The organism is Campylobacter concisus (assembly GCF_003048835.2).
GTDB lineage: Bacteria > Campylobacterota > Campylobacteria > Campylobacterales > Campylobacteraceae > Campylobacter_A > Campylobacter_A concisus_D.
The window spans coordinates 1126670-1147078 of the sequence record NZ_CP060705.1 but is presented as its reverse complement, the minus strand read 5'-3'; the positions used below and the strand labels follow the sequence as shown (position 1 = coordinate 1147078).

The 20409-nt window shown below is 39.4% G+C and carries 21 protein-coding genes, 1 other RNA gene and 2 pseudogenes; 17 read left to right on the top strand and 7 right to left on the bottom strand.

The window, feature by feature from the left end:
- Positions 1-55: 55 nt before the first annotated feature.
- On the bottom strand, positions 56-1069 hold the full coding sequence (locus CVT08_RS05750) for a hypothetical protein (RefSeq protein ID WP_107856083.1): 1014 nt from the start codon (positions 1067-1069) through the stop codon (positions 56-58).
- A 63-nt stretch (positions 1070-1132) separates the two neighbouring features.
- Between CVT08_RS05750 and CVT08_RS05745 the strand changes: the two genes are divergently transcribed.
- Both CVT08_RS05745 and truD read left to right on the top strand, forming a co-directional pair.
- Complete coding sequence (locus CVT08_RS05745) at positions 1133-1954, top strand: thiamine-phosphate kinase (RefSeq protein ID WP_107856082.1); 822 nt, start codon at positions 1133-1135, stop codon at positions 1952-1954.
- Positions 1932-3056 (top strand): tRNA pseudouridine(13) synthase TruD, encoded by a 1125-nt coding sequence (truD, locus tag CVT08_RS05740; protein WP_107856081.1) that lies wholly within the window; start codon positions 1932-1934, stop codon positions 3054-3056. The genes CVT08_RS05745 and truD overlap by 23 nt, the downstream gene beginning before the upstream one ends.
- A gap of 113 nt (positions 3057-3169) precedes the next feature.
- On the opposite strand, the pseudogene CVT08_RS10435 reads toward truD, so the two are convergent.
- Together CVT08_RS10435 and CVT08_RS10430 are read right to left on the bottom strand one after the other, a co-directional pair.
- Positions 3170-4222 (bottom strand): annotated as a pseudogene (locus tag CVT08_RS10435) (methyl-accepting chemotaxis protein); the annotation flags it as partial.
- A gap of 27 nt (positions 4223-4249) precedes the next feature.
- Positions 4250-5077, bottom strand: a pseudogene (locus tag CVT08_RS10430) (Cache 3/Cache 2 fusion domain-containing protein); the annotation flags it as partial.
- A gap of 576 nt (positions 5078-5653) precedes the next feature.
- On the opposite strand from CVT08_RS10430, the gene rnpB reads away from it, so the two are divergent.
- Positions 5654-5980: RNase P RNA component class A (rnpB, locus tag CVT08_RS05730), an RNA gene on the top strand.
- Positions 5981-6046: 66 nt separating this feature from the next.
- On the opposite strand, the gene CVT08_RS05725 is transcribed toward rnpB, so the two are convergent.
- The 4 genes from CVT08_RS05725 to CVT08_RS05710 are packed head-to-tail and all read right to left on the bottom strand — an operon-like array spanning position 6047 to position 8806.
- Entirely contained in the window at positions 6047-6274 is a 228-nt protein-coding gene (locus CVT08_RS05725; protein WP_103599304.1) for a hypothetical protein, read from the bottom strand.
- Positions 6267-6638: a flagellar export chaperone FliS gene (gene fliS / locus CVT08_RS05720; protein ID WP_035167483.1), complete on the bottom strand. Its 372-nt coding sequence runs from the start codon at positions 6636-6638 to the stop codon at positions 6267-6269. Before fliS ends, CVT08_RS05725 begins: the two co-directional genes overlap by 8 nt.
- Positions 6639-6647: 9 nt before the next feature.
- Entirely contained in the window at positions 6648-8408 is a 1761-nt protein-coding gene (gene fliD / locus CVT08_RS05715; protein ID WP_107856869.1) for a flagellar filament capping protein FliD, read from the bottom strand.
- Between the two features lie 2 nt (positions 8409-8410).
- Positions 8411-8806 (bottom strand): FlaG family protein, encoded by a 396-nt coding sequence (locus CVT08_RS05710; protein WP_107714967.1) that lies wholly within the window; start codon positions 8804-8806, stop codon positions 8411-8413.
- 119 nt (positions 8807-8925) lie between these two features.
- Here CVT08_RS05710 and CVT08_RS05705 point away from each other — a divergent pair, with 119 nt between their 5' ends.
- The 14 genes from CVT08_RS05705 to CVT08_RS05640 all read left to right on the top strand — a co-directional run bounded on the left by CVT08_RS05705 (position 8926) and on the right by CVT08_RS05640 (position 20404).
- Complete coding sequence (locus CVT08_RS05705; protein WP_107856870.1) at positions 8926-9270, top strand: ornithine carbamoyltransferase; 345 nt, start codon at positions 8926-8928, stop codon at positions 9268-9270.
- Entirely contained in the window at positions 9267-9833 is a 567-nt protein-coding gene (gene rsmD / locus CVT08_RS05700) for a 16S rRNA (guanine(966)-N(2))-methyltransferase RsmD (protein WP_107856871.1), read from the top strand. Before CVT08_RS05705 ends, rsmD begins: the two co-directional genes overlap by 4 nt.
- 56 nt (positions 9834-9889) lie before the next feature.
- Positions 9890-10942 carry a flagellar basal body P-ring protein FlgI gene (locus tag CVT08_RS05695; RefSeq protein WP_103599301.1) on the top strand — a complete coding sequence of 351 codons (1053 nt, stop codon included), beginning with the start codon at positions 9890-9892 and terminating at the stop codon, positions 10940-10942.
- The gene (locus CVT08_RS05690) at positions 10942-11241 is read left to right on the top strand and encodes a rod-binding protein (protein ID WP_012001656.1); all 300 of its coding nucleotides are present in this window, start codon (positions 10942-10944) and stop codon (positions 11239-11241) included. The genes CVT08_RS05695 and CVT08_RS05690 overlap by 1 nt, the downstream gene beginning before the upstream one ends.
- A 58-nt stretch (positions 11242-11299) precedes the next feature.
- Positions 11300-11503 (top strand): flagellar biosynthesis anti-sigma factor FlgM, encoded by a 204-nt coding sequence (locus CVT08_RS05685; RefSeq protein ID WP_035142326.1) that lies wholly within the window; start codon positions 11300-11302, stop codon positions 11501-11503.
- 16 nt (positions 11504-11519) lie between these two features.
- A complete protein-coding gene (locus CVT08_RS05680; protein WP_002942314.1) occupies positions 11520-11951 on the top strand; it encodes a flagellar export chaperone FlgN in 432 nt (143 codons plus the stop codon).
- Between the two features lie 3 nt (positions 11952-11954).
- Complete coding sequence (gene flgK / locus CVT08_RS05675) at positions 11955-13826, top strand: flagellar hook-associated protein FlgK (protein ID WP_009293752.1); 1872 nt, start codon at positions 11955-11957, stop codon at positions 13824-13826.
- Positions 13823-14590: a TIGR02757 family protein gene (locus tag CVT08_RS05670; protein WP_107856872.1), complete on the top strand. Its 768-nt coding sequence runs from the start codon at positions 13823-13825 to the stop codon at positions 14588-14590. Before flgK ends, CVT08_RS05670 begins: the two co-directional genes overlap by 4 nt.
- A gap of 66 nt (positions 14591-14656) precedes the next feature.
- Positions 14657-15193 carry a superoxide dismutase family protein gene (locus CVT08_RS05665; protein WP_107856873.1) on the top strand — a complete coding sequence of 179 codons (537 nt, stop codon included), beginning with the start codon at positions 14657-14659 and terminating at the stop codon, positions 15191-15193.
- 156 nt (positions 15194-15349) lie between these two features.
- A complete protein-coding gene (locus CVT08_RS05660; protein ID WP_107856874.1) occupies positions 15350-16111 on the top strand; it encodes a TSUP family transporter in 762 nt (253 codons plus the stop codon).
- 65 nt (positions 16112-16176) lie between these two features.
- Entirely contained in the window at positions 16177-16860 is a 684-nt protein-coding gene (locus CVT08_RS05655) for a F0F1 ATP synthase subunit A (RefSeq protein ID WP_002942300.1), read from the top strand.
- A 167-nt stretch (positions 16861-17027) separates the two neighbouring features.
- Entirely contained in the window at positions 17028-18449 is a 1422-nt protein-coding gene (gatB, locus tag CVT08_RS05650; protein ID WP_107856875.1) for an Asp-tRNA(Asn)/Glu-tRNA(Gln) amidotransferase subunit GatB, read from the top strand.
- A gap of 12 nt (positions 18450-18461) precedes the next feature.
- Entirely contained in the window at positions 18462-19352 is an 891-nt protein-coding gene (locus CVT08_RS05645; RefSeq protein WP_107856876.1) for an NAD(P)H-dependent glycerol-3-phosphate dehydrogenase, read from the top strand.
- Positions 19349-20404, top strand: a complete 1056-nt coding sequence (locus CVT08_RS05640; RefSeq protein ID WP_107856877.1) for a glycoside hydrolase family 3 N-terminal domain-containing protein — start codon at positions 19349-19351, stop codon at positions 20402-20404. Before CVT08_RS05645 ends, CVT08_RS05640 begins: the two co-directional genes overlap by 4 nt.
- Positions 20405-20409: the final 5 nt, after the last annotated feature.

Below are 20409 nucleotides of genomic sequence, written 5' to 3'. Positions count from 1 at the left end.
CTTTTGTAAGGCCAATAAATTTTCATCAATATACGTTTAAAGATAGAGCCAGCTATCAAACCAGTCTGACTTTTAGCCTATGCTCGCTTAGGCTTTGAGGCGTATCGCCGTTTGCTAGCGCTATCAGCTCGCTTTGTCTAAGTATATAAAATCCGTCCAAATCTCTTCCGCAAATTTTCGATAGCTTTGCACTAAGAGCATCAAACATATAAAATTGCGCCTCGTTTAGGGCCAGTAAAAAGTCCGCTCCACTGTCAAATGCAGCAAAGATGGTATCGCTAGCAAGCTTGCAAGCTAGCTCTTCATCGACCTTTAAAAGATCATATCCACAAGGAATTTTTAGATCTAGCTCTATGAAATTTGCTCTAAAATCGCTTAAATTTGCTGGCAGTTTATCTTTTATGGCTATCTTAAACTCTTTAAATTTACTAAGTTTTTCTATCTTTTCAAGCTCGTTTTCATGTTTTTGCGCAGCTTTTATGCCTAAAATTTCTTTGAAAAAATCAATCGCTTCGGTGTATTTTTCGCTACCTTCAAAGAGTAGATCATTAAGCTCGCAGGCTATCAAAACGCCATTTTTAGCACCAACTAGCTTTAAAATTTCATCATTTTTCTCATTTTTGTAAAGATGATGAGCTAGCATTATCGCTGCTGCGCCTATAAAATTTGGCTCATACTCTCTCACAAAATCAGCGTAAAAATATGGCTTAAAACTAGCGTAAAGCTCTTTATCAGCCCTTTTGCAAAAGCTAGCAAATGGCTCAAATTTAGCCCAAAAGTCATCATCATTTATAGCAAGGTCTAAAACCGCTCTTTTTTCATCAAGTGGGGCGATGCAAAGCTCGCTACCAAATTTTTGAGCTAAATTTGCAAGTGGCTGGGCGGTGCTAACTACGACGCCATTTACCTTGACAAAGCCTTCAAAAGGGCTAAAGTAGGGGTCTATGCTCTTTACGTGGGCAAAAAGCTCGTTTAAGTTTGCAAAGTCTGAAATTTCCAAAAAATAGGGCTTAAAATATGCCAAAACATCTCTTTTCGCGTCAAATCTAAAAATCTCAACTCTTTGCATATCTATCCTTTTTTTGGGCTTATTTTATCCTAAATTTAAAAGGAGTTTCATTATAATAGCTCAATGGATAAAGAAAATTTTACGATTGCATGCTTTAGTAACGAATATATCGGCGATGATGCGGCGGTTGCCGGCAAAATGGTCTTTAGCAAGGACATTTTTGCACAGAATTCGCACTTTAAGCTTGGCTGGCTAAGCCTTGAAGAGATCGGCTACAAGGCGATGATCGTAAATTTTTCAGATACGATCGTGATGAATGCTAAGCCTAAATTTGCTCTTCTAGGGCTTAGTCTGCCAAAGAGCTTCACGCCTCGGCAGATCAGTGAGCTAAGTAGCGGCATAAATAGGGCGTGCGAGGAGTTTGGCGTAAAGATAATAGGCGGCGATACGATAAGTAGCCCCATTTTAAACATAAGCGTTAGTGTGATCGGCGAGCTAAAGGGTAGGGCAGTGCTAAGAAAAAATGCTAAATTTGGCGATCTAGTTGCATTTACAGGCAAGCTTGGAGGCAGTCAAAAGGGGCTAAATTCGCTTCTAAGACTAGCTCAAATTTCAAAAAACTCACGCTTTAAAAGGCCTATTTTAAGAGATAAGTTTTTTTACAAAGCAGCTCATCTGCTAAATTCTGCCATGGATATCTCAGACGGGCTAAATACCGACCTTGGCAAGCTTTTAAAGGCTAGCAAAAAGGGGGCTGAATTTACAAAAAAACTAAGCAAATTTGAGCTTAGTAGCGGCGAGGAGTACGAGGTTTTATTTACTTTTAGCCCTAAAAATTTAAGCGCTATAAAAAGGATCGCCGCAAAAACTAGGACAAAGATCAACATCTTTGCAAAAATTTCACACAAAAGGTTAAGACAAAATGCAAGAAGCCACCACTTTTAAGCCACTCTATGCGCTCACTCATGCGCCCATTGAGGCATATTTTTCTAAAAATTCAGATGATTTTGTCGTGCGCGAGATACCGCTTTATGAATTTAGCGGTGACGGCGAGCACTTGATCGTTGAAATTTCTAAAAAAGATATGACGACAAGCGACGCTTTGCACGCCTTAAGCGAGGTTACAGGGGCTAAGATGCGCGACTTTGGCTATGCTGGGCTAAAGGACAAGCAGGGGATGACTACGCAGTTTATATCAATGCCTCGTAAATTTGAGAGCGCGCTTGCAAACTTTAGCCACGAAAAGATGAAAATTTTAAATTTAAACGTGCATAAAAACAAGCTTCGCATCGGACATCTAAAGGGCAATAGCTTTTTTATCCGCCTAAAAAAAGTGCTGCCAAGTAGCGCTAAAAAGCTCGAGCAGGCATTTACTAATATCGATAAAATGGGCTATGCAAACTACTTTGGCTATCAGCGTTTTGGTAAATTTGGCGACAATGCTGCAACTGGGCTGGAGCTACTTAAAAACGGCACGATAAATGGCAAAAAGAGCAAAAATGTAAAGCTAAATGACTTTTTGATCTCAGCCTATCAAAGCGAACTTTTTAACCGCTATCTTAGCAAAAGGGTTGAAATTTCAAGGTTTGTAAGCGACTTTAGCCTAAATGAGCTAGGCGAAATTTATAAAAACTTTAGCAAAGATGATCTAAAGGCGATGAAGGCGCAGGAGAGTTTTTTTAAGCTTTTGCCAGGGGAGGTTTTGGGGCACTATCCATTTGGCAAGCTCTTTTTGTGTGAAAATTTAGATCAAGAGGCGCAAAGATTTGCTAGGCGTGATATCACAAGCCTTGGTCTCATTGTCGGTGCAAAGGCCTATGAAGCAAGCGGCGTGGCAAAAGAGCTTGAGGATGAAATTTTCGCTGAGGCAGTTTTGCTTACTTCAAAGATCACTGGCTCAAGGCGCTTTAACTGGGCGTATCTTGAAAACACAAGCTACAAATACAACGAAGAGAACGCTCATTTTAGTCTAAATTTCACACTTCAAAAGGGCTCATACGCCACGGTTGTGTTAGAAGAAATTTTGCATAAAAATATATTTGAGTAGGGTAAATTTAAAGATAGTTTTAAAAGTGGGGCTGGCTAAATTTAGCTAGGTGAAATTTAAAAAGGTCTAGCCAAAGCTAGACCTAAAAACATTAAATTTAAAAGGTAAAAGTCTTAAGTTCTAAAGACACTTAGTTTAGAATTTAGTGCATCTGTCATCTTATTTAGATGTTCAGCCGCAGAAGCTATCTCTTCGACACTTCTAGCATTTTCAGATGAAATTTGGTTGATATCTGAGATGCCATCCATGATCTCATTTACATTCTTACCAGTTGCGATGTAGTCTTGCATAGTCTTATCAGACATCGCTATGGCGTTATTCATCGTTGCGCTCATATCATTTATCGTCTTTTCAACGTCACTTGCCACATGGGTTAGCTCTTGAATTTGCTTAGAGTTGATACCCATTTGCTCGCTACTATCGTTGATCGCTTGAACGATAACGTTGATAGTTGCATTTATCTCTGTTAGAGACTTTTGAGTTCTTTCAGCTAGCTGTCTAACCTCGTCAGCAACGACTGCAAAGCCACGTCCATGCTCACCTGCTCTTGCTGCTTCGATAGCTGCGTTAAGAGCTAGTAAATTTGTCTGATCAGCGATATCGTTGATAACAACAAGGACTGATTTTACCTGCTCGGCGTCACGGCTAAGCTGCTCGATCTTGCCAGCCATTTGGCTCTCTACGTTTGCAGAGTCTACGATCTGAGACGATAGGGCTTTGATAGCGTCAGTAGCTGTTTTTATATGAGTGCTTGCCTTTTGAAGGTCATCTTTACCAGCTTGAGCTATAGATAGAGACTCTTTCATACTTTCTTGCATAGACTTGCATCTTTGATTTGTCTCTTCAACGATCTGGGTTGATTCTTCTACGCGTTTGCCCGTTTGAAGAGAGGTAGAGCTTAGCTCATTTGCGACTGAGCTGTTTTCACTTGAAAGATTTTTAGTATCGCTTATAAGCACTCTTATGCGCTCTATGAAGTTGTTTATATCATTGCTTATTTTAGCTATCTCATCTTTGCCGTAGATTGGAATTTTAAGAGTAAAGTCAGATGTTATAGCATTTAAATTTGCTCCTAGTCTATCGATAGGATTTGCAACTAGCTTTTTAAGCAAGAAGATAGATACTATGATAAGAAGCAAAGTAACTATAATGCTTGCTATGATGAAGTTTTTACTAACCACTTTTAGAGGTGTTAAAAAGTCATCAGTAACAGCTGAGCCAAGCACTATCCAGTTTAGCTTGTCAAATGGCTCAAAAGCAACTACTCGTTCAACACCACCAGTATTAGCGAATTCAACACCTTCTTTTTGTTTCGCTATTTTTTCCATAGCAGCTTTAACATCGCTGCTTAGCTCTTTACCAGCTTGAGTTGGGTGGATCTCAAATTTATTAGTTTTTGTATTAAAGATAGAGAAATACCCATGCTCACCTAACTTCATTTGTGACATTGTCTTTTGAAGATCTTCTAAGCCTTCAGTAAAGTCGTAACCTATAAATAAAACCGCTACAACTTCGCCGTTTTGAACGACTGGCTCATAAACACACATATAGTTTCTACCAAAAATGTTTAGAGGCCCCACATACGTCTCTTTATTCATCATCTTTGGATATATCGTTTTGTTTAGCATACCAAGCGCTCTACTGCCATCATCTAGTAAAAGTGAGGTAGATACAGCAGCAAATTCATTGCCTGATTTTGCAAAGATGGTTGGGATGCCGCCGTTTGTTAGCTTTTTGATCTTATCAGATATCTCGTGGTTGTTATTTAACACGCCCATTTTATCTGAGATAAGCTCTAAAGCATCGTCATTTTCTGTTTTTATGGTTTGGCTAGTGGCTCTTATGTTGCCTAAAGCCTCTTTTAAGATATGCATATATAGTTTTGCATTATCTTCGTTATCTTCATCAAATAGCTCAACTGTATCCATTGCAAGTGCGACGTCTTGTTTAACTGTAGTTGCCACTCCATTCTTGATCTCACGCTCCAAAACGTTTGATATAAAAAATACAAAGCAAGCCATACAAATGGCAAGAACTAAAGCGATGATCGCCGAGACCTTGACTAAGATGCTACGCAAATTCATCTATATCCTCCTTGGTTTAGATTTTAAGGGTTTATTATACAAATTTTTTCTCGTAAAACATATAGAATTTCGGAGAAAAATAATGAATTTTAAATTTTTGTTTGCTTTATATTTATAATTATAACTTTTATGAAACTGGAGCAAAAATTTATAAAAAATTGCTATTTAAATTTAGCTTTTTAAGCAAAATTTATAGTTTGGCAAAAGCAAGAAATTTGCGCTTTTGAGGGATTAAAATTTAAATTTGTATCATTTTGTTGATTTTTCGTATATTTTTATTAGATTTATTTAAGGTTCAAAGCAAAATAACAAAAAGTGAAATTTGGAGCGTTTTACTCTTGTTTTTTTGTAAAAGAAAATTTTAAAAAAATATTAAATAAAAATTAATTTTTATGCAAAGTTGTGACAAAATTTAGGCTCAAAAATCAAAAAAATGCCTAGATAAAATTTGCTAAAATTGATGAAAAATTTAGCCGCAGGGTAAATTTATATATTTTTAAATATAATCACGCTCTGGCACGGTAAGCGGTCGCTTTTGCATCTTGCAAAAGAGGAAAGTCCGAGCTGCGATAAGACAAAGTTCCATCTAACGGATGGCTAGGGAAACCTAAGGGATAGTGTAACAGAAAGCAAACTTCCGCCTTGGCGGTAAAGGTGAAACGGCGGGGTAAGAGCCCACCGGCACGCTTGGTAACTTGCGTGGCCATATAAACCCAACTTGCAGTAAGAAGGGATGGTTTTGGTCTTATATTAAAACCCTTCGCTAGAGCTTGTTTGTAAAAGCAAGCGTAGATAAATGATCGCTCAAGACAGAACTCGGCTTAACGCCGTGCCTTTTAAATTTAAAGTGAAATTTAGAGATATTCAAGACAAGCCGGCTTTTAGCCATGCCTTGAAATTTGAAATTTAATTATTGATGTATTTTTGAGCTTTTTGTAGCTTTATAAGCTCGCTTTGGATGTGTGAGGACTTGCTTTTAAAAAGCTCTATCGCGCCACCTATCAAGGCCTTTGCCTCTTCAGCTGCAGCTAAGCTTTTAAACATATCTTCGTTGAAATTTTGTGATAAAACAGCTAGCTTTCTGACATCCTCGTCTATTAATGCTAGCTTAAACTCATTGACCCAGCTATTCACCTGATGTTACCTCCCTCCATGCTTCTGATAACTGCTTTACGACGTTTGTTACTTCATTTAGCGCGGCTATATCATTTTGGATATTAGCCATCGCAAGAAGCTGCATCTGCCTTGTATAAAGGCCGCTAAGATAGTGAGCTACGTCACCTTGAGAATAATCAAGCGAGTTTAAAAGCTCAACAAAAATGGCGTTTGTTCTATTTATGTAGTAGACTTTTTTCTCTATATCTCCAGCTTCTATCGCTTTTTTGGTGCGAAATATAAATTTCAAAATCCCATCATAAAGCATTTCTATTAATTTAGTTGGGGACTCAATGCCCCCAAAACTCGACTGTGCGTATGCACTATATGCGCTTTGATTCATTTTTCTCTCTTATTTTCTACTGTTTATCTCAGCATCTATCATTGATTTTAGAGTTGAGAATTGATTTTCCAAACTAGCAATGATAGCGTTGTACTTGATAAAGCGCTCTTGCATCGTTGTATATTTCTCGTCTAAAAGCTTTTGTGTAGCCTCTTTGTTGTCTGTAATTGATTTGTTTTCATCTCTTAGCTGATTTTGCATAGCAATCATTGTACCATCTTTGCCAACGACACCATCAAGCATTTTGTTAAGTCTTGTAAATAGACCATCTATCTTTTTAGTTATTGGATTTACAGTTGCTTCGCTCATTCCCAGGCTTGCAAGGGCTGTGCTATTGCCTTTTATCTCCAAACTTTGGCCATCATTTCTCTTTAGGATTATTCTCTTGCCACTTTGATCAAGGCTAGCTGTGACACCATCTATTCCAGCGTCATTTATAGCTTGTTGAAGCTTTAGAGCGTTGTCCTCAGCTGATGAGCCAGCTGCGGTTGAGAAAATAACTGACTTGCCATTTATAGTAAGATCGCCAGCTGCTATATTTAGAGCTCCGGCGCTAACTGGAGCATTTCCCATGTGAGTTATCGGCTCAGTCTTGTTTGATCCCATGAAAAATCTCTGAATTTCCTCAGGATCTTTGCTAAGAGCAGCGTTAAATTTATTTAGATCAAGCTGAAGCTGACCATCTTTATCAGGTGTTATGCCAAATTTACTTAACGCCTTTCCTTCACTATCTTGTCCGTTTATGAGACGGCCGATGTTTGATCTAAGGCCTGAAATTTCGCTCACGCCTTGGAAGGTGCCAGCGCCTTTTTCCTCATCATAGCTTGTCGCGATGCCAAGGTTCATGGTCATTAAGTTGTAGTCTTTTATAAACTCTTCAACCGCTTTTATGACTTCGTCTGTATTTTGTGAAATGCTAACATTTGTTTTACCAACCTCATTTAGTGTTATAGTAACACCTGGCCTAAGATTATCAAATGTATTTTTATCCCTTTTAACATTTACGCCATTATATGTAAATTCTGCATCTTGTGCTTTTTGAATTCTATTTTTTTCCAAATTTGATGTCATCTTTGGTGAACCATCAGGATTTGTTAATAGTGCGCCATTCTCATCTGTGTCTTGAAACTGCGTATCATCCCAGCCAAGCTTGTCTAAAATGCCAGATGTATCATTTGAAATTTTGATAGTCTGTGTTGCACCAGTTTTGCCTGATTGAAGCATTATTTGATTTGGTTTGTCGCCACCAACATTTAAAATTCTAGCTTGCAACTTGCCACCACTTACGTCATTTATCTTATCAACGATATCTTGATATGTTGTCGATCTTGTCACGCCGATAGAGAACTTTTGTCCGTCGATCTCAACGTCAAATGAGCCAGTGCTTGTTGCGCCCACTATTTCTGAAGCTTTTTTGAAATTTTTGCTTTGAAATGTATCTTTTTGAGCAAGTTTTTGCACGTCGATACTAAAGCTTTGCACGCTAACGCCATTTGCTGCAGATGCTGTGACGCTTGAGCCAGCGTTGTTTGTATTTCTCTTTAGATACAAAGCCTCGCCACCAAGTGTTTTGCCGCTCACATTTACGTTGCTAACAAGAGTTTTTAGCGCCGCAAGGTCTTTTTGTTTAAGATCGTTTTTCTCTAGCCTTGATGTTAGTGGCTTGATCTGTCCAGCCTCATCAGCCTCTTTTAGTTTCTTGATAAGCTCGTCGTTTAGGCCGCTATTTTTTGTACCGATGCCTAAATTTGTTATGTTACCTACTGCCATTTTTAACTCTCCTTATCAAAAAGTATGCCTATACTTTCCCTAAAGTATTCACTTATTTTTATAGCCTCTTTGCTTGGAAGCTGTGTTATTTCCTCGCCTGTTTTGGCATCTTTTACCTGAACAACCATCAAATTTAACTTCTCGTTGTAAGCAAATCTTACATTAGTATCGAGCTGCTGCATCTGATAGTTTAGCTTATCAGTGACCTCTCTTGTCCTTCTTGCAAGATCTTCGTTACTAAGTCCGTCTAGCTCGTTAATATCCTTTGATTTGTCGTTTTTCTCGACATTTGCACTGATATCAGTATGCTCGATAGGCCTGCTATCTATCTGGCGCTGAGCTGATGAACTCATATTTGCTTCGAGCGTTTGATTTGCTGCTGCCTTTAAAATTTCCATAGTTTTACTCCTTAAAACTTACATCAGCATCTACATCGGTAAAATTTTAAATTCCTTTAGTATTTATATAAATTTTTGATTATTTAGGTTAAAATCGAGCAAAATTTATAGGACGGGATATGAAAATTTCATTTGAATGCGACTGCATTTTGCTGCAAAAGACCTTGCTGCTTTTTTGTGGAAATTTAGCCGCTCATCATAAGGATTGTGATTTTGTAGTGAGTGACCGCGAGATCGTCACAAAAAAACCGCTATTTATAATAGGTAAGAACGCCCATCTTTCTCATCCATTCACAAGAGCAACCCTTCTTGATACGCTTGAGGAGTTTTACTCAGCTACGCAAATTTCAAAGGCAAAAGAGCCAGCGCAGATAGCAAATGAAAAGAGTTTGGAGCAAAAAGTATCGCTCTTAATTGATAAATTTAAAGCTGATCTGCTTGAAATTTTAAGGGCAAATCAGTGAAACTTTTTACCAAAATTTCAAGTGGTAAATTTAAAGGCAAAAGGCTTGAATTGCCAAGTCTAAGCACGACAAGAAGCACAAAAAGCATCGTAAAAGAGTCCTTTTTTAACGTCATCAGAGATGAAATTTACTCACTTACATTTATAGAGGGCTTTGGTGGAAGTGGCGTGATGGCAAGCGAGGCTGTTAGCAACGGAGCACGTGAGGCTATCGCTATCGAAAAAGATAGGGCTGCTTTTAAGATCACGCAAAGCAATCTTTCAAGCCTGCAAAGTTCAAATTTAAAAGCTATAAATGGCGATACTTTTACGCTTTTGCCTGATCTTGTAAATTCGCAAAATGGCAAGGTTTTACTCTATCTTGATCCGCCATTTGACATAAGGGCTGGCTTTGATGATATCTATGAAAAGCTTGTAAATTTGATCTCGCAGCTAAAAAAAGAGAAAATTTATATGATAGTTTTTGAGCATAACAGCGACTTTAAATTTAATGATGAAATTTCTGCATATAAACTTATTAAATTTAAAAAATTTGGAGCCACTTCTCTCTCTTATTTTCAGTAAAATTTGGAACATCTTTTGCTTTAAAAACCTAAAATAGCTAAATTTTAGGAAAAAATATGAAAAAATTTTTATCTTTTGTAGCAGCTTCAGTTATAGCTACTTCAGCCTTTGCTACGCAGATAAAAGAGCTTGCAAATATCGTTGGCGTAAGGGATAATCAGCTAATAGGCTATGGTTTGGTTGTCGGACTAAACGGCACAGGGGATGGCTCAACGTCAAAATTTACGATCCAGTCGCTATCAAACATGCTTCAAGGCGTAAATGTCAAGATAAATCCAGATGATATCAAGTCTAAAAACGCAGCCGCTGTTATGGTGACAGCAAAATTGCCTGCATTTGCAAGGCATGGCGACAAGCTTGATATCGAGATCTCATCTATCGGCGACGCAAAAAGCTTGCAAGGTGGCACACTTCTTATGACCCCGCTAAAAGGCGTTGATGGCGATATCTACGCTTTAGCTCAGGGCCCTCTAAGTATCGGTGGCAAGAGTGCAGGCAGAAGTGGTGGCAACCACCCAACCGTTGGCACTATCCTAAATGGCGCCCTTGTGGAGCGCGAGGTTACTTATGATATCTACAACCAAGATAGCATAAAGCTAAGCCTAAAAGATACAAATTTCAAAACCGCTCTTGATATCCAAAATGCCATAAATGCAAACATCTCAGACGATACTGCAAAGGCGATAGATCCAAGAACGGTCATCGTTAAAAAGCCAGATGACGTTAGCATCATCGAGCTTGCAAGCGCTGTGCTTGATCTTGATGTGGAGTATAAGCCAGATGAAAAGATCGTGGTTGATGAGAGAACTGGCACTATAGTTAGCGGTATAAACGCTGTGGTCAGTCCAGTTGTGATAACTCACGGCGCAATTACAATAAAAATAGAGCCAAACAGCTACGAAGAGGCAGCGCAAAATGATGTAAATATAGGTAGCGACACCTCAGTAGCCCCTAGTCAAAATCTACTTAAAATTTCAGGCGAGAAAACAACTGTTGCAAACGTGACAAGAGCGCTAAACAAGCTTGGTGCAACACCAAGTGACATCATCTCGATACTTGAAAATTTAAAACGAGTTGGCGCGATACAAGTCGATCTGGAGATAATATAATGCAAATAGACAACACCCTAGCACTAAATTCATATAGTGACATCTCAGCAAACAAGATAAAAAACGCAAATGCCAAACAAGATGCACTTTTAAAAGAGCAAACTGATGCTTTTGAAGCATTTATGGTAAAAGCTGTTCTTGATATCGCTTTAAAAGAAGATGATAAGAACTCACTCTATCCAAAAGCCGCTGGCAGCGACATTTATAGGTCTATGTATAACGACGCTATGAGCAAAGCTTTGAGTGGAAATTTAGGTTTTTCAGAACTTTTATACGATTTTTTGAAGAGAGACTCTTAAGTAAATTTATATTTTGCCGATGTAGTGATATAAACATTTTATTTTAAGAGGTATGGATATGATAACTCCTTTGAACCAAAGACCAAACTACCAGGCAAATACGCTAAATAAAAATAGCGATGCTAGAGTTGAAAATGAAAACAAAGAAGTAAAAACAAACGAAAACGCAAGAGTAAAAGAGATAGCTGATGCAATAGCAAATGGCACCTATCAGGTAGATATCTCTAAAACAGCAAAAGCTGTGGCTGATGCGTTGCTCTAAATTTAAAGGAATTTAAATGATTAAAAAGCTTTTGGACGAGGCCATAGGCGAGCTAGACGAGCTTATAAATTTAACGATGCAAGATATCGCCAATATAAAAGAGGCGAAACACTCAAGCGTTGATGAGAGCGTGAAGAAGAAAAATGCTCTCGTGCGTGCTTTTGAAGATACCAAAAGAGCTTTGGATAAAGAACTGCTAAGGGTCTCAAAAGAGAGTGGCACTACGACACTTGCAAGCGTTTTAGATGATGAAGTGAAGTCAAAGCTAGTGCTTATGCGTTCAAAGCTTGAAATTTTACATAAAGTAAATAAAGAATATGCAAGACACGTCGTTGTTGTTAAGGAGTTTTTCGACTCACTTAGCAAAAAAGTCTTTGGTACTCAGACTAATGAATACGGACAAGACGGCAGCGGCACAGATAATAATTTTTACAAATCAAGGGTTTAACAAATGGCTAATATCTTTATGTCATTAGGCACAGGCGTTTCAGGGCTAAATGCAGCCCAAGTGCAAATAAGCACAACTGGAAACAACATCACAAACGCCGATAGTAACTACTACACAAGGCAGCGTGTAGTCCAGTCAGCATCTCCAGCGATGAACACAGTCCCTGGTGGCGTTGGCACAGGTACGCAAGTAGATACTGTGACAAGACTTCACGACGAGTTTGCCTACCAAAGACTAAAATATTCATCATCAAATTTAGAAAATACAGGCTATAAACAGAGAATTTTACAAGAGGCGACAAAATACTTCCCAGATCTAAAAGATAACGGCATGGTAAAAGATATACAGGAGTATTTTGCTGCGTGGAATAACTTTGCTTCAAACCCAGACGAGGGCGCTCAAAAGGTAAATTTGATAAACAAAGCTAGCGTTTTAACAGCTAGCATCAACCGCTCATCAAAGATGCTTTATGATATGCACACGCAGATAGATGAGACTATAAAGATAAATATAAACGAGATAAACTCACTTGGCAAGCAAATAGCAAATATCAATAAACAAATTCAAAGAGTTGAATCTGGCGCAGACGCTGGCATCAAGATAAATGCAAATGACCTTCGTGACAAGCGCGATGAGCTAGAGCTTGCTATGTCAAAGCTGGTAAATACAGCTGTTTATAAAAGCGATCTAAAAAGCGAGTCAAGGATAGATACAGGCATAAGCGATCAAGGAAGATACTACAACCTAAATATCGGCGGTGTAAGCATCGTTGATGGCGTAAATTTTCATGAAATTTCTATGAGCTCAACTGAGAGTGGGCAATACACAAAAATTTATTATGAAAGAGAAGATGGCAGACGCATCCCTATGGAGGAGAAGATCACAAATGGCAAGATAGGCGCTGCACTTGATCTTAGAGGTCGCAACTACGAGCCAGATAATGATAAATTTAGTGATGGTATCATCCAAAAATATATCGACAATCTAAATACATTTTCAAAAACTTTAATAACTAGCACAAATAACGTCTATGCCGAGTCTGCGGTTGAAATTTCAAACTCAGATCCGATCAGCTACCTAGAAAATGACAAGACGCTGATGAACCACGACAACAGCATAAGAAACGGCAGTTTTGATGCTATCGTTTATGACAACAAGGGTAATGTCGTAGCTAAAAAGACTATCGAGATAAACGGCACAACGACGATGAACGATACAAAATACGGCAACTCTGTTGTGCAGGATTTTAACTCAAATTCAGACGATAACAACGATAACAACATGCTAAATGACGTCGATGACTTCTTTGAAGCGTCGTATTTTTATGATAAAAACACGCACCAAGGCACATTTGCGCTCATACCAAAGCAAGCTCAAGGGCTTTATAGCATCTCAATAGTCGATCACGGCACAAATTTCCCAGGCGTTGTTGGTATCAACAGATTTTTTTCTGGCACAAACTCAAATACAATAGGTATCAATCAAAATTTCACCCAAGATCACACAAAACTTCGTGCCTACTCAAAGCCAGTCGTGGGCAACAACGAAGTTGCAAATAAGATGATACAGCTTCAGTACCAAAAGCAGACATTTTACTCAAGTGGCACTGCGCTTGATAGAGATGAGACGATCGAGGGATATTACCGATATTTTACAACCGATATGGCGAGCGATACCGAGGCAAACAACACTATCCACGACACAAACACATCTTTGCAAAGGACTGCTGAAGAGGAATTTCAATCAACAAGTGGCGTAGATACTAACGAAGAGCTTACAAACTTGATCCGCTTTCAAGCAAGCTACGGCGCAGCTGCAAAGATCATCACGACAGTTGATCAGATGCTTGACACGCTTCTTTCACTAAAACAATGAGCGAACTAAAGAGCCTTTTAGACTCACACGTACTTAGCAAAAATACAAATTCGGGGCTATTTGACGCCCCGGACCCACTTCAAGTAGCTACTAAATTTAAAGAGCCAAACATAGCGCTCATTTGTGCGTTATTTGCCTATGGCAACGCAAAAATGATAGTGAAATTTCTAAATTCGCTTGAATTTAACCTGCTTGATGAGAGCGAGAAAAATATCAAGAAAAATCTTTCAAATTTCAAATACCGCTTTCAAAATGAAAATGACGTAAAAGAAATTTTTATCACACTTTCACGCCTAAAAAAAGAGGCTGACATAGAAGAAATTTTACGCCAAGGTCTTGCAAAAAATGGCGAGATGATAGAAGCAGTAAATGGGCTTATTAAATTTATTTACGGGCTAAATTCTTACCGCTCAGATGGATATGAGTTTTTCTTTGGTAAGAGCTTTAGCAAAGAGCCTCAAAGCCCATATAAACGCTATAACATGTATCTTCGCTGGATGGTGCGAGATAGCGACATCGACCTTGGATTATTTAAAAATTTGCCAAAAGATAGGCTTTTGATGCCACTTGATGTGCATACGCATAGGGTTTCATTAAATTTAGGACTTATAAACAGAAAGAGCTACGATTTCAAAGCGGTCATGGATCTTACAAAAAAACTTAGAGAATTTGACGAGCTTGATCCGATAAAATACGACTTTGCGCTTTATAGGATAGGGCAGAGCAAAGAGCTAGAAACCATCGTAAAAAATCTCAAAAAATAAAAATTATTGCTAAATTTTTAAATTTAGGATAGACTTCACCTACAATTTTATCCATAAGGAGTGTGTATGAAAAAAATCGTTTTACTAAGTGCTGTTTTAGGAACACTACTTTTTGCTCACGAGGGCCATCACTTTGATCCAAAGGCTGGCGAGCATCTTGTGATCCCAGTTAGCGAACTAAGCGAAAAGGGCGATAAGAGCGTTGGCGAAGTAGTAGCTGTTAAGACAAACTACGGCGTTGCGTTTTTTCCAAATTTAAAAGGTCTTCCTGCAGGACTTCACGGCTTTCACGTTCATCAAAATGCTGATTGTGGCGCGACTGAGAAAGGTCTTGGTATGAAAGCAGGTGGTCACTGGGATCCAGCTGAGACAAAAATGCACTCATTTGCATGGGACGATAAGGGTCACAAAGGCGATCTACCAGCACTTTACGTAGATGCCGAGGGCAATGCAAACTACCCAGTGCTAGCTCCAAAGATCAAAAACCTTGACGAGCTAAAAGGTCACTCACTAATGGTTCACGTTGGTGGCGACAACCACAGCGACCATCCAAAAGCACTTGGCGGCGGCGGCGCTAGAATGCTTTGCGGCGTTATTAAGTAATTAAACCCCCACAAAAAGCCTTTAAATTTAACGTTTAAAGGCTTTTTCTTTTAAATTTCACACTTCAATATCTAAATTTAACCCCCATTTCTAAGATAAAATTTCAAAAATTTAAACTACAATCCGCTTTTGACTTAAATTTACTAAAGAGCAAAAATGGAATTTGATCTACTTAGCTACGCCCTCTTTTTTGTGGCTGCATTTTTGGGTGGTTTTATCGACGCGATCGCAGGAGGCGGCGGACTGATCACCTTGCCAGCTATAATGGCTATGGGCGTGCCACCGCATCTTGCCCTTGGCACAAACAAGCTTCAAGGTGTCTTTGGCAGCTTTACAGCAACGCTAAATTTCACCAAAAAAGGGCTGATTAACTATAAAGAGTGCTTTGTTGGCATAGTTTTTACATTCATAGGAGCTGTCATCGGAGCGACGCTCATCTTATTTTTAAATGCAAATTTCTTAAAAATCATCATCCCATTTTTACTAATCGCCATCTTTATCTACACACTTTTTATGCCAAAGATAGGCGAGAGCGACAGAGCTGCAAAGATGGACGAGAGGCTATTTTATGTTATCTTTGGGCTCATTTTGGGCTTTTACGATGGCTTTTTCGGGCCTGGAGCTGGGTCGTTTTGGATGTTTGCGATGGTGGCTTTGATAGGGCTAAATTTAAAAAAGGCGGTCGCTCACACGAAAGCTTTAAATTTTACCAGCGGCATCGTAGCACTTGGTGTTTTTATAATAGGCGGCAAGGTGCTTTGGGCGGTTGGTTTTTTGATGGCTGTGGGGCAAATTTTAGGAGCTTATTTTGGCTCAAACTTAGTCATCAAAAAAGAGGTCAAATTTATTAGAACGATGTTTTTGATAGTTGTCGCAGCGACTATTTGCAAACTGCTTTTTGACTACTTCAAAGCTTAAAATTAAAAATGTTTTAACAATAATTTTGTTACAATCACGCAAAATTCTAAATCTAAGGTAAATCAATGAAAGATTTGTTTCTATTCTCAAATTTGCTAAACCATTCACATGCCTTTGTCTATGCGTTTCACTTTTGCCTTGTAGCTTTGATCATCCTCATCGTTGCCTATATCGCAAGGAGCAAGATGCAGCTTGTGCCAAGAGGCCTTCAAAACATAGTTGAGGCTTATTTAGAGGGCGTTATCTCTATGGGTAAAGATACTTTAGGTAGCGAAAAGCTAGCTAGAAAATACCTCCCACTTGTTGCAACTATCGGCTTTATCGTATTTTTCTCAAACGTCATCGGTATCATCCCTGGCTTTGAGTCACCAAGCTCAAGCTTAAATTTAACTCTAGTTTTGGCTTTGGTTGTATTTATTTACTACAACTTTGAGGGCATTAGAGAAAATGGCTTTTTCAAATACTTTGGACACTTTATGGGACCAAACAAATTTCTAGCTCCTATTATGTTTCCAGTCGAAGTCATCTCACATCTTTCACGTGTAGTTTCGCTATCTTTCCGTCTTTTTGGTAACATCAAAGGCGACGACTTGTTCTTGCTTGCGATGCTTACACTTGCACCTTGGTTTGCTCCACTTCCAGCCTTTGCACTTCTAACACTTATGGCTGTTTTGCAAACATTTATCTTCATGATGCTAACTTACGTTTATCTAGCTGGCGCAGTCGCTATTAGCGAGCACGAGCATTAAAATTTAAAGCCATATTTTTATTATATGGCTTTTCTCTTTTTAAATTTATTCTCCAAAAACATTTTTAACCTATATAAATAGATCACTAAAGCTCCCCTTTAGATATTTTAAAAGAAAGTATCGCTAAAATACGCACTAAAAATTTGCATAAATTTAAAGGTAAAAATATGTTTGAAGTCGTTATCGGTTTAGAAGTTCATACTCAGCTTAATACAAAAACTAAAATTTTCTGCTCTTGCTCGACTAGCTTTGGTGACGAGGCAAACACTCACGTTTGTCCGACCTGCCTAGCGCTACCAGGGGCTTTGCCTGTGCTAAATAAAGAGGCGGTCAAAAAGGCGATCAGCTTTGGCACGGCGATAAACGCTAAGATAAATAAAAAATCAGTCTTTAATAGAAAAAACTACTTCTATCCAGACCTTCCAAAGGCATATCAAATTTCACAGTTTGAAATTCCTATCGTAGAAGGTGGCGAGCTCATCATCGACGTAAACGGCACTAAAAAACGTATCGGAGTAACAAGAGCGCACCTTGAGGAGGACGCTGGCAAAAATATCCACGAAGAAAACGAGAGTTTGGTCGATCTAAATAGAGCTGGCACGCCGCTTCTTGAGATAGTTAGCGAGCCAGATATTAGAAGTAGCGACGAGGCGGTGGCTTATCTTAAAAAACTGCACTCGATCCTTCGCTTTTTAAACATCAGCGACGCAAATATGCAGGAAGGTAGCTTTCGCTGCGACGCAAACGTCTCTATCCGTCCAAAAGGCGACACCAAGCTTTACACAAGAGTTGAGATAAAAAACCTAAACTCATTTAAATTTATCCAAAAAGCGATCGACTACGAGGTAGAGCGCCAAAGTGCAGCTTGGGAAGATGGCAGATATGACGAAGAGGTCTATCAAGAGACAAGGCTGTTTGACACGACAAATTTAGTGACAAGGTCTATGCGTGGCAAAGAGGATAGCGCGGAGTATAGGTATTTTCCTGACCCTGACTTGCTGCCTGTTGAGGTGCCAGAAGAGATGTATAACGAAGCGATCAAAATTCCAGAGCTTGCCGAACAAAAGGTCGCAAGATATGTTAGCGAGCTAGGTGTAAAAGAGAGCGATGCCTTAAATTTAACTCAAAGCGTTGAGATGGCTAGATATTTTGAAGAGCTGATCGCTGCTGGAATTTCTCCAAAGCTTGCTACTACGTGGCTTATAGTCGAGCTTCTTGGCCGCTTAAATAACGGCGTGACGATTGAGACAAGCCCAGTTGGTAGTGCTAAGATGATAAATTTACTAAAACGCATAGAAGATGGCACGATAAGCGGCAAAGCTGCAAAAGAGGTGCTAGACTATCTAATGGAAAACGACGCGGATGTTGATAGCGTCATCGAAAAGCTTGGTTTAAAACAAGTGAGCGACGACTCAGCGATCGTTGCCATTATAGATCAAATTTTAGCTGCAAACGCCGATAAAGTAGAAGAGTATAAAAACGGCAAAGATAAGATGTTTGGCTTCTTTGTCGGTCAGGTGATGAAAGAGGGCAAAGGTGCCTTTAACCCAGGCAAGGTCAATGAGCTTTTAAAGGCCAAAATAGGCTAAAAAAGGGCTAAAATGAGCATAGCAGTCATCGGAGCTGGCAAGTGGGGTAGTGCGCTATTTCACGCATTTAGTGAGAATAACGAGTGCGTCATCAGCTCAAGAACGCCAAGAGAGATGCCAAATTTTGTAAGCTTAGAAGAGGCTTTGGAGTGCGAGTACCTAGTCTGCACGATCCCAACGCAAGCTACAAATTTATGGCTAAAGCAAAACTACAAAAACAAAGGTCAAAAGATCTTAGTCGCCAGCAAGGGCATAGACACGGCAAATCTTAAATTTCTAAATGAAATTTACGAGGATTTTGTGGATAGTGAAAATTTGGCTTTTCTTTCTGGGCCGACCTTTGCAAAAGAGATCATGCAAAAGCTGCCTTGCGCCTTGGTGGTAAATTCTAAAAATCAAAATTTAGCTTTAAAATTTGCTTCATTTTTCCCAAGCTATATGAAGGCATACACCTCTGAGGATGTGATCGGCGCTGAGGTGTGTGGGGCGTATAAAAACGTGATCGCCATAGCTGGCGGTATCTGCGAGGGTCTTGGTCTTGGCAACAACGCAAGAGCTAGCCTCATTTCACGTGGGCTTGTCGAGATGGCTAGATTTGGCAAATTTTTTGGCGCAAAAGATGAGACATTTATGGGGCTAAGTGGCGCAGGGGACCTATTTTTAACCGCTTCGTCGATACTCTCACGCAACTACCGCGTAGGTCTTGGCATCGCAAGGCATGAGAGACTAGAGAAAATTTTAAATGAGCTTGGCGAGGTGGCAGAGGGCGTCGATACTGCAAGGGCTATTAGCAAGATCGCTAAAGAAAAGAGCATATATGTGCCAATAGCAAGCGAGGTTGAAAATATGCTAAATGGCAAAGACGTTTTTGAAAGCGTAAAATCGCTTTTGGGAAGAAGATGAGAGCTTTTAAATTTATACTTTTTATGGCTATTTTTACTCTTGGGTTAAACGGCGCAGAGGTGAGCCTAAGAGCCAAGGTCTCGCAGATGATAATGGTCGGCTTTAACGGCGCTAGCACAAAAGACACTGCGTTTCGCGCGATGTTAAGCGACGCTGGCTACGAGAGATTTGGCGGTGTGATGCTACTTGGCAGAAATATCACCAGCAAAGCCCAGCTAAAAGCTAGCATAAAGGCGATCAAAGAGAAAAGCCCTAAAATTTTCATCGCTATCGACGAAGAGGGCGGCAACGTAAGCCGCATGAAAGACAAGAGCTTTGATGGCCCATATCCTAGCGCATACGAGGTCGCAAGCACGCTTGATATCAAAAGTGCCTATGGTCTCTACTCAAAAATGGCTATAAATTTAAAAGAGTGCGGCATAAATTTAAATTTCGCCCCAGTGGTCGATCTGCACGATGAAAACTCGCCCATCATCGCCGCTAAGCAAAGGGCGTTTAGCGAGTATGCAAGCAAGGTGGTGATCTATGCTGATGCTTTTATGGACGCATTTAAAGAGCAGGGTATCCTAACGACACTTAAGCACTTTCCAGGGCATGGCAGCTCAAAAGAGGACTCACATAAAAATAAGAGCGAGGTCACTCTAAGTAAAGATGCACTTTTGCCATACAAAGACGCTATAAGCACAAGTAGAGCGCAGATCATCATGGTCGGGCACCTTTTTGTAAAGGGTATCGACGAGGACAATCCAGCCACACTTTCTAAAAAAATAATAACCGATCTGCTTCGCAATGAGCTTAAATTTAATGGTGTGGTTATTAGCGATGATATGCTGATGAAAGGCGTTGGAGATGAGACTTTGGCGCAAAAAGTGGTGAAATTTATAAATGCTGGTGGTGATATCTTGCTCTTTAGTGAGTTTAAGATAAATAACCAAAGAACGGCCGATCTAGTCACTCAGATCATAGTGGATGCCGTAAATGAGAAAAAGATCAGTAAAGAGCGGATAGACGCATCATATAAGAGGATAATGGCTCTAAAAGCGAAGATTTAAATTTG

Excerpts from the sequence above, each read along its gene's own strand:
- CVT08_RS05750 (WP_107856083.1), bottom strand. The coding sequence starts at position 1,069 with ATGCAAAGAGTTGAGATTTTTAGATTTGACGCGAAAAGAGATGTTTTG.
- CVT08_RS05745 (WP_107856082.1), top strand. The coding sequence starts at position 1,133 with ATGGATAAAGAAAATTTTACGATTGCATGCTTTAGTAACGAATATATC.
- truD (WP_107856081.1), top strand. The coding sequence starts at position 1,932 with ATGCAAGAAGCCACCACTTTTAAGCCACTCTATGCGCTCACTCATGCG.
- fliS (WP_035167483.1), bottom strand. The coding sequence starts at position 6,638 with ATGAATCAAAGCGCATATAGTGCATACGCACAGTCGAGTTTTGGGGGC.
- fliD (WP_107856869.1), bottom strand. The coding sequence starts at position 8,408 with ATGGCAGTAGGTAACATAACAAATTTAGGCATCGGTACAAAAAATAGC.
- CVT08_RS05710 (WP_107714967.1), bottom strand. The coding sequence starts at position 8,806 with ATGGAAATTTTAAAGGCAGCAGCAAATCAAACGCTCGAAGCAAATATG.
- CVT08_RS05705 (WP_107856870.1), top strand. The coding sequence starts at position 8,926 with ATGAAAATTTCATTTGAATGCGACTGCATTTTGCTGCAAAAGACCTTG.
- CVT08_RS05695 (WP_103599301.1), top strand. The coding sequence starts at position 9,890 with ATGAAAAAATTTTTATCTTTTGTAGCAGCTTCAGTTATAGCTACTTCA.
- CVT08_RS05690 (WP_012001656.1), top strand. The coding sequence starts at position 10,942 with ATGCAAATAGACAACACCCTAGCACTAAATTCATATAGTGACATCTCA.
- CVT08_RS05685 (WP_035142326.1), top strand. The coding sequence starts at position 11,300 with ATGATAACTCCTTTGAACCAAAGACCAAACTACCAGGCAAATACGCTA.
- CVT08_RS05680 (WP_002942314.1), top strand. The coding sequence starts at position 11,520 with ATGATTAAAAAGCTTTTGGACGAGGCCATAGGCGAGCTAGACGAGCTT.
- flgK (WP_009293752.1), top strand. The coding sequence starts at position 11,955 with ATGGCTAATATCTTTATGTCATTAGGCACAGGCGTTTCAGGGCTAAAT.
- CVT08_RS05670 (WP_107856872.1), top strand. The coding sequence starts at position 13,823 with ATGAGCGAACTAAAGAGCCTTTTAGACTCACACGTACTTAGCAAAAAT.
- CVT08_RS05665 (WP_107856873.1), top strand. The coding sequence starts at position 14,657 with ATGAAAAAAATCGTTTTACTAAGTGCTGTTTTAGGAACACTACTTTTT.
- CVT08_RS05660 (WP_107856874.1), top strand. The coding sequence starts at position 15,350 with ATGGAATTTGATCTACTTAGCTACGCCCTCTTTTTTGTGGCTGCATTT.
- CVT08_RS05655 (WP_002942300.1), top strand. The coding sequence starts at position 16,177 with ATGAAAGATTTGTTTCTATTCTCAAATTTGCTAAACCATTCACATGCC.
- gatB (WP_107856875.1), top strand. The coding sequence starts at position 17,028 with ATGTTTGAAGTCGTTATCGGTTTAGAAGTTCATACTCAGCTTAATACA.
- CVT08_RS05645 (WP_107856876.1), top strand. The coding sequence starts at position 18,462 with ATGAGCATAGCAGTCATCGGAGCTGGCAAGTGGGGTAGTGCGCTATTT.
- CVT08_RS05640 (WP_107856877.1), top strand. The coding sequence starts at position 19,349 with ATGAGAGCTTTTAAATTTATACTTTTTATGGCTATTTTTACTCTTGGG.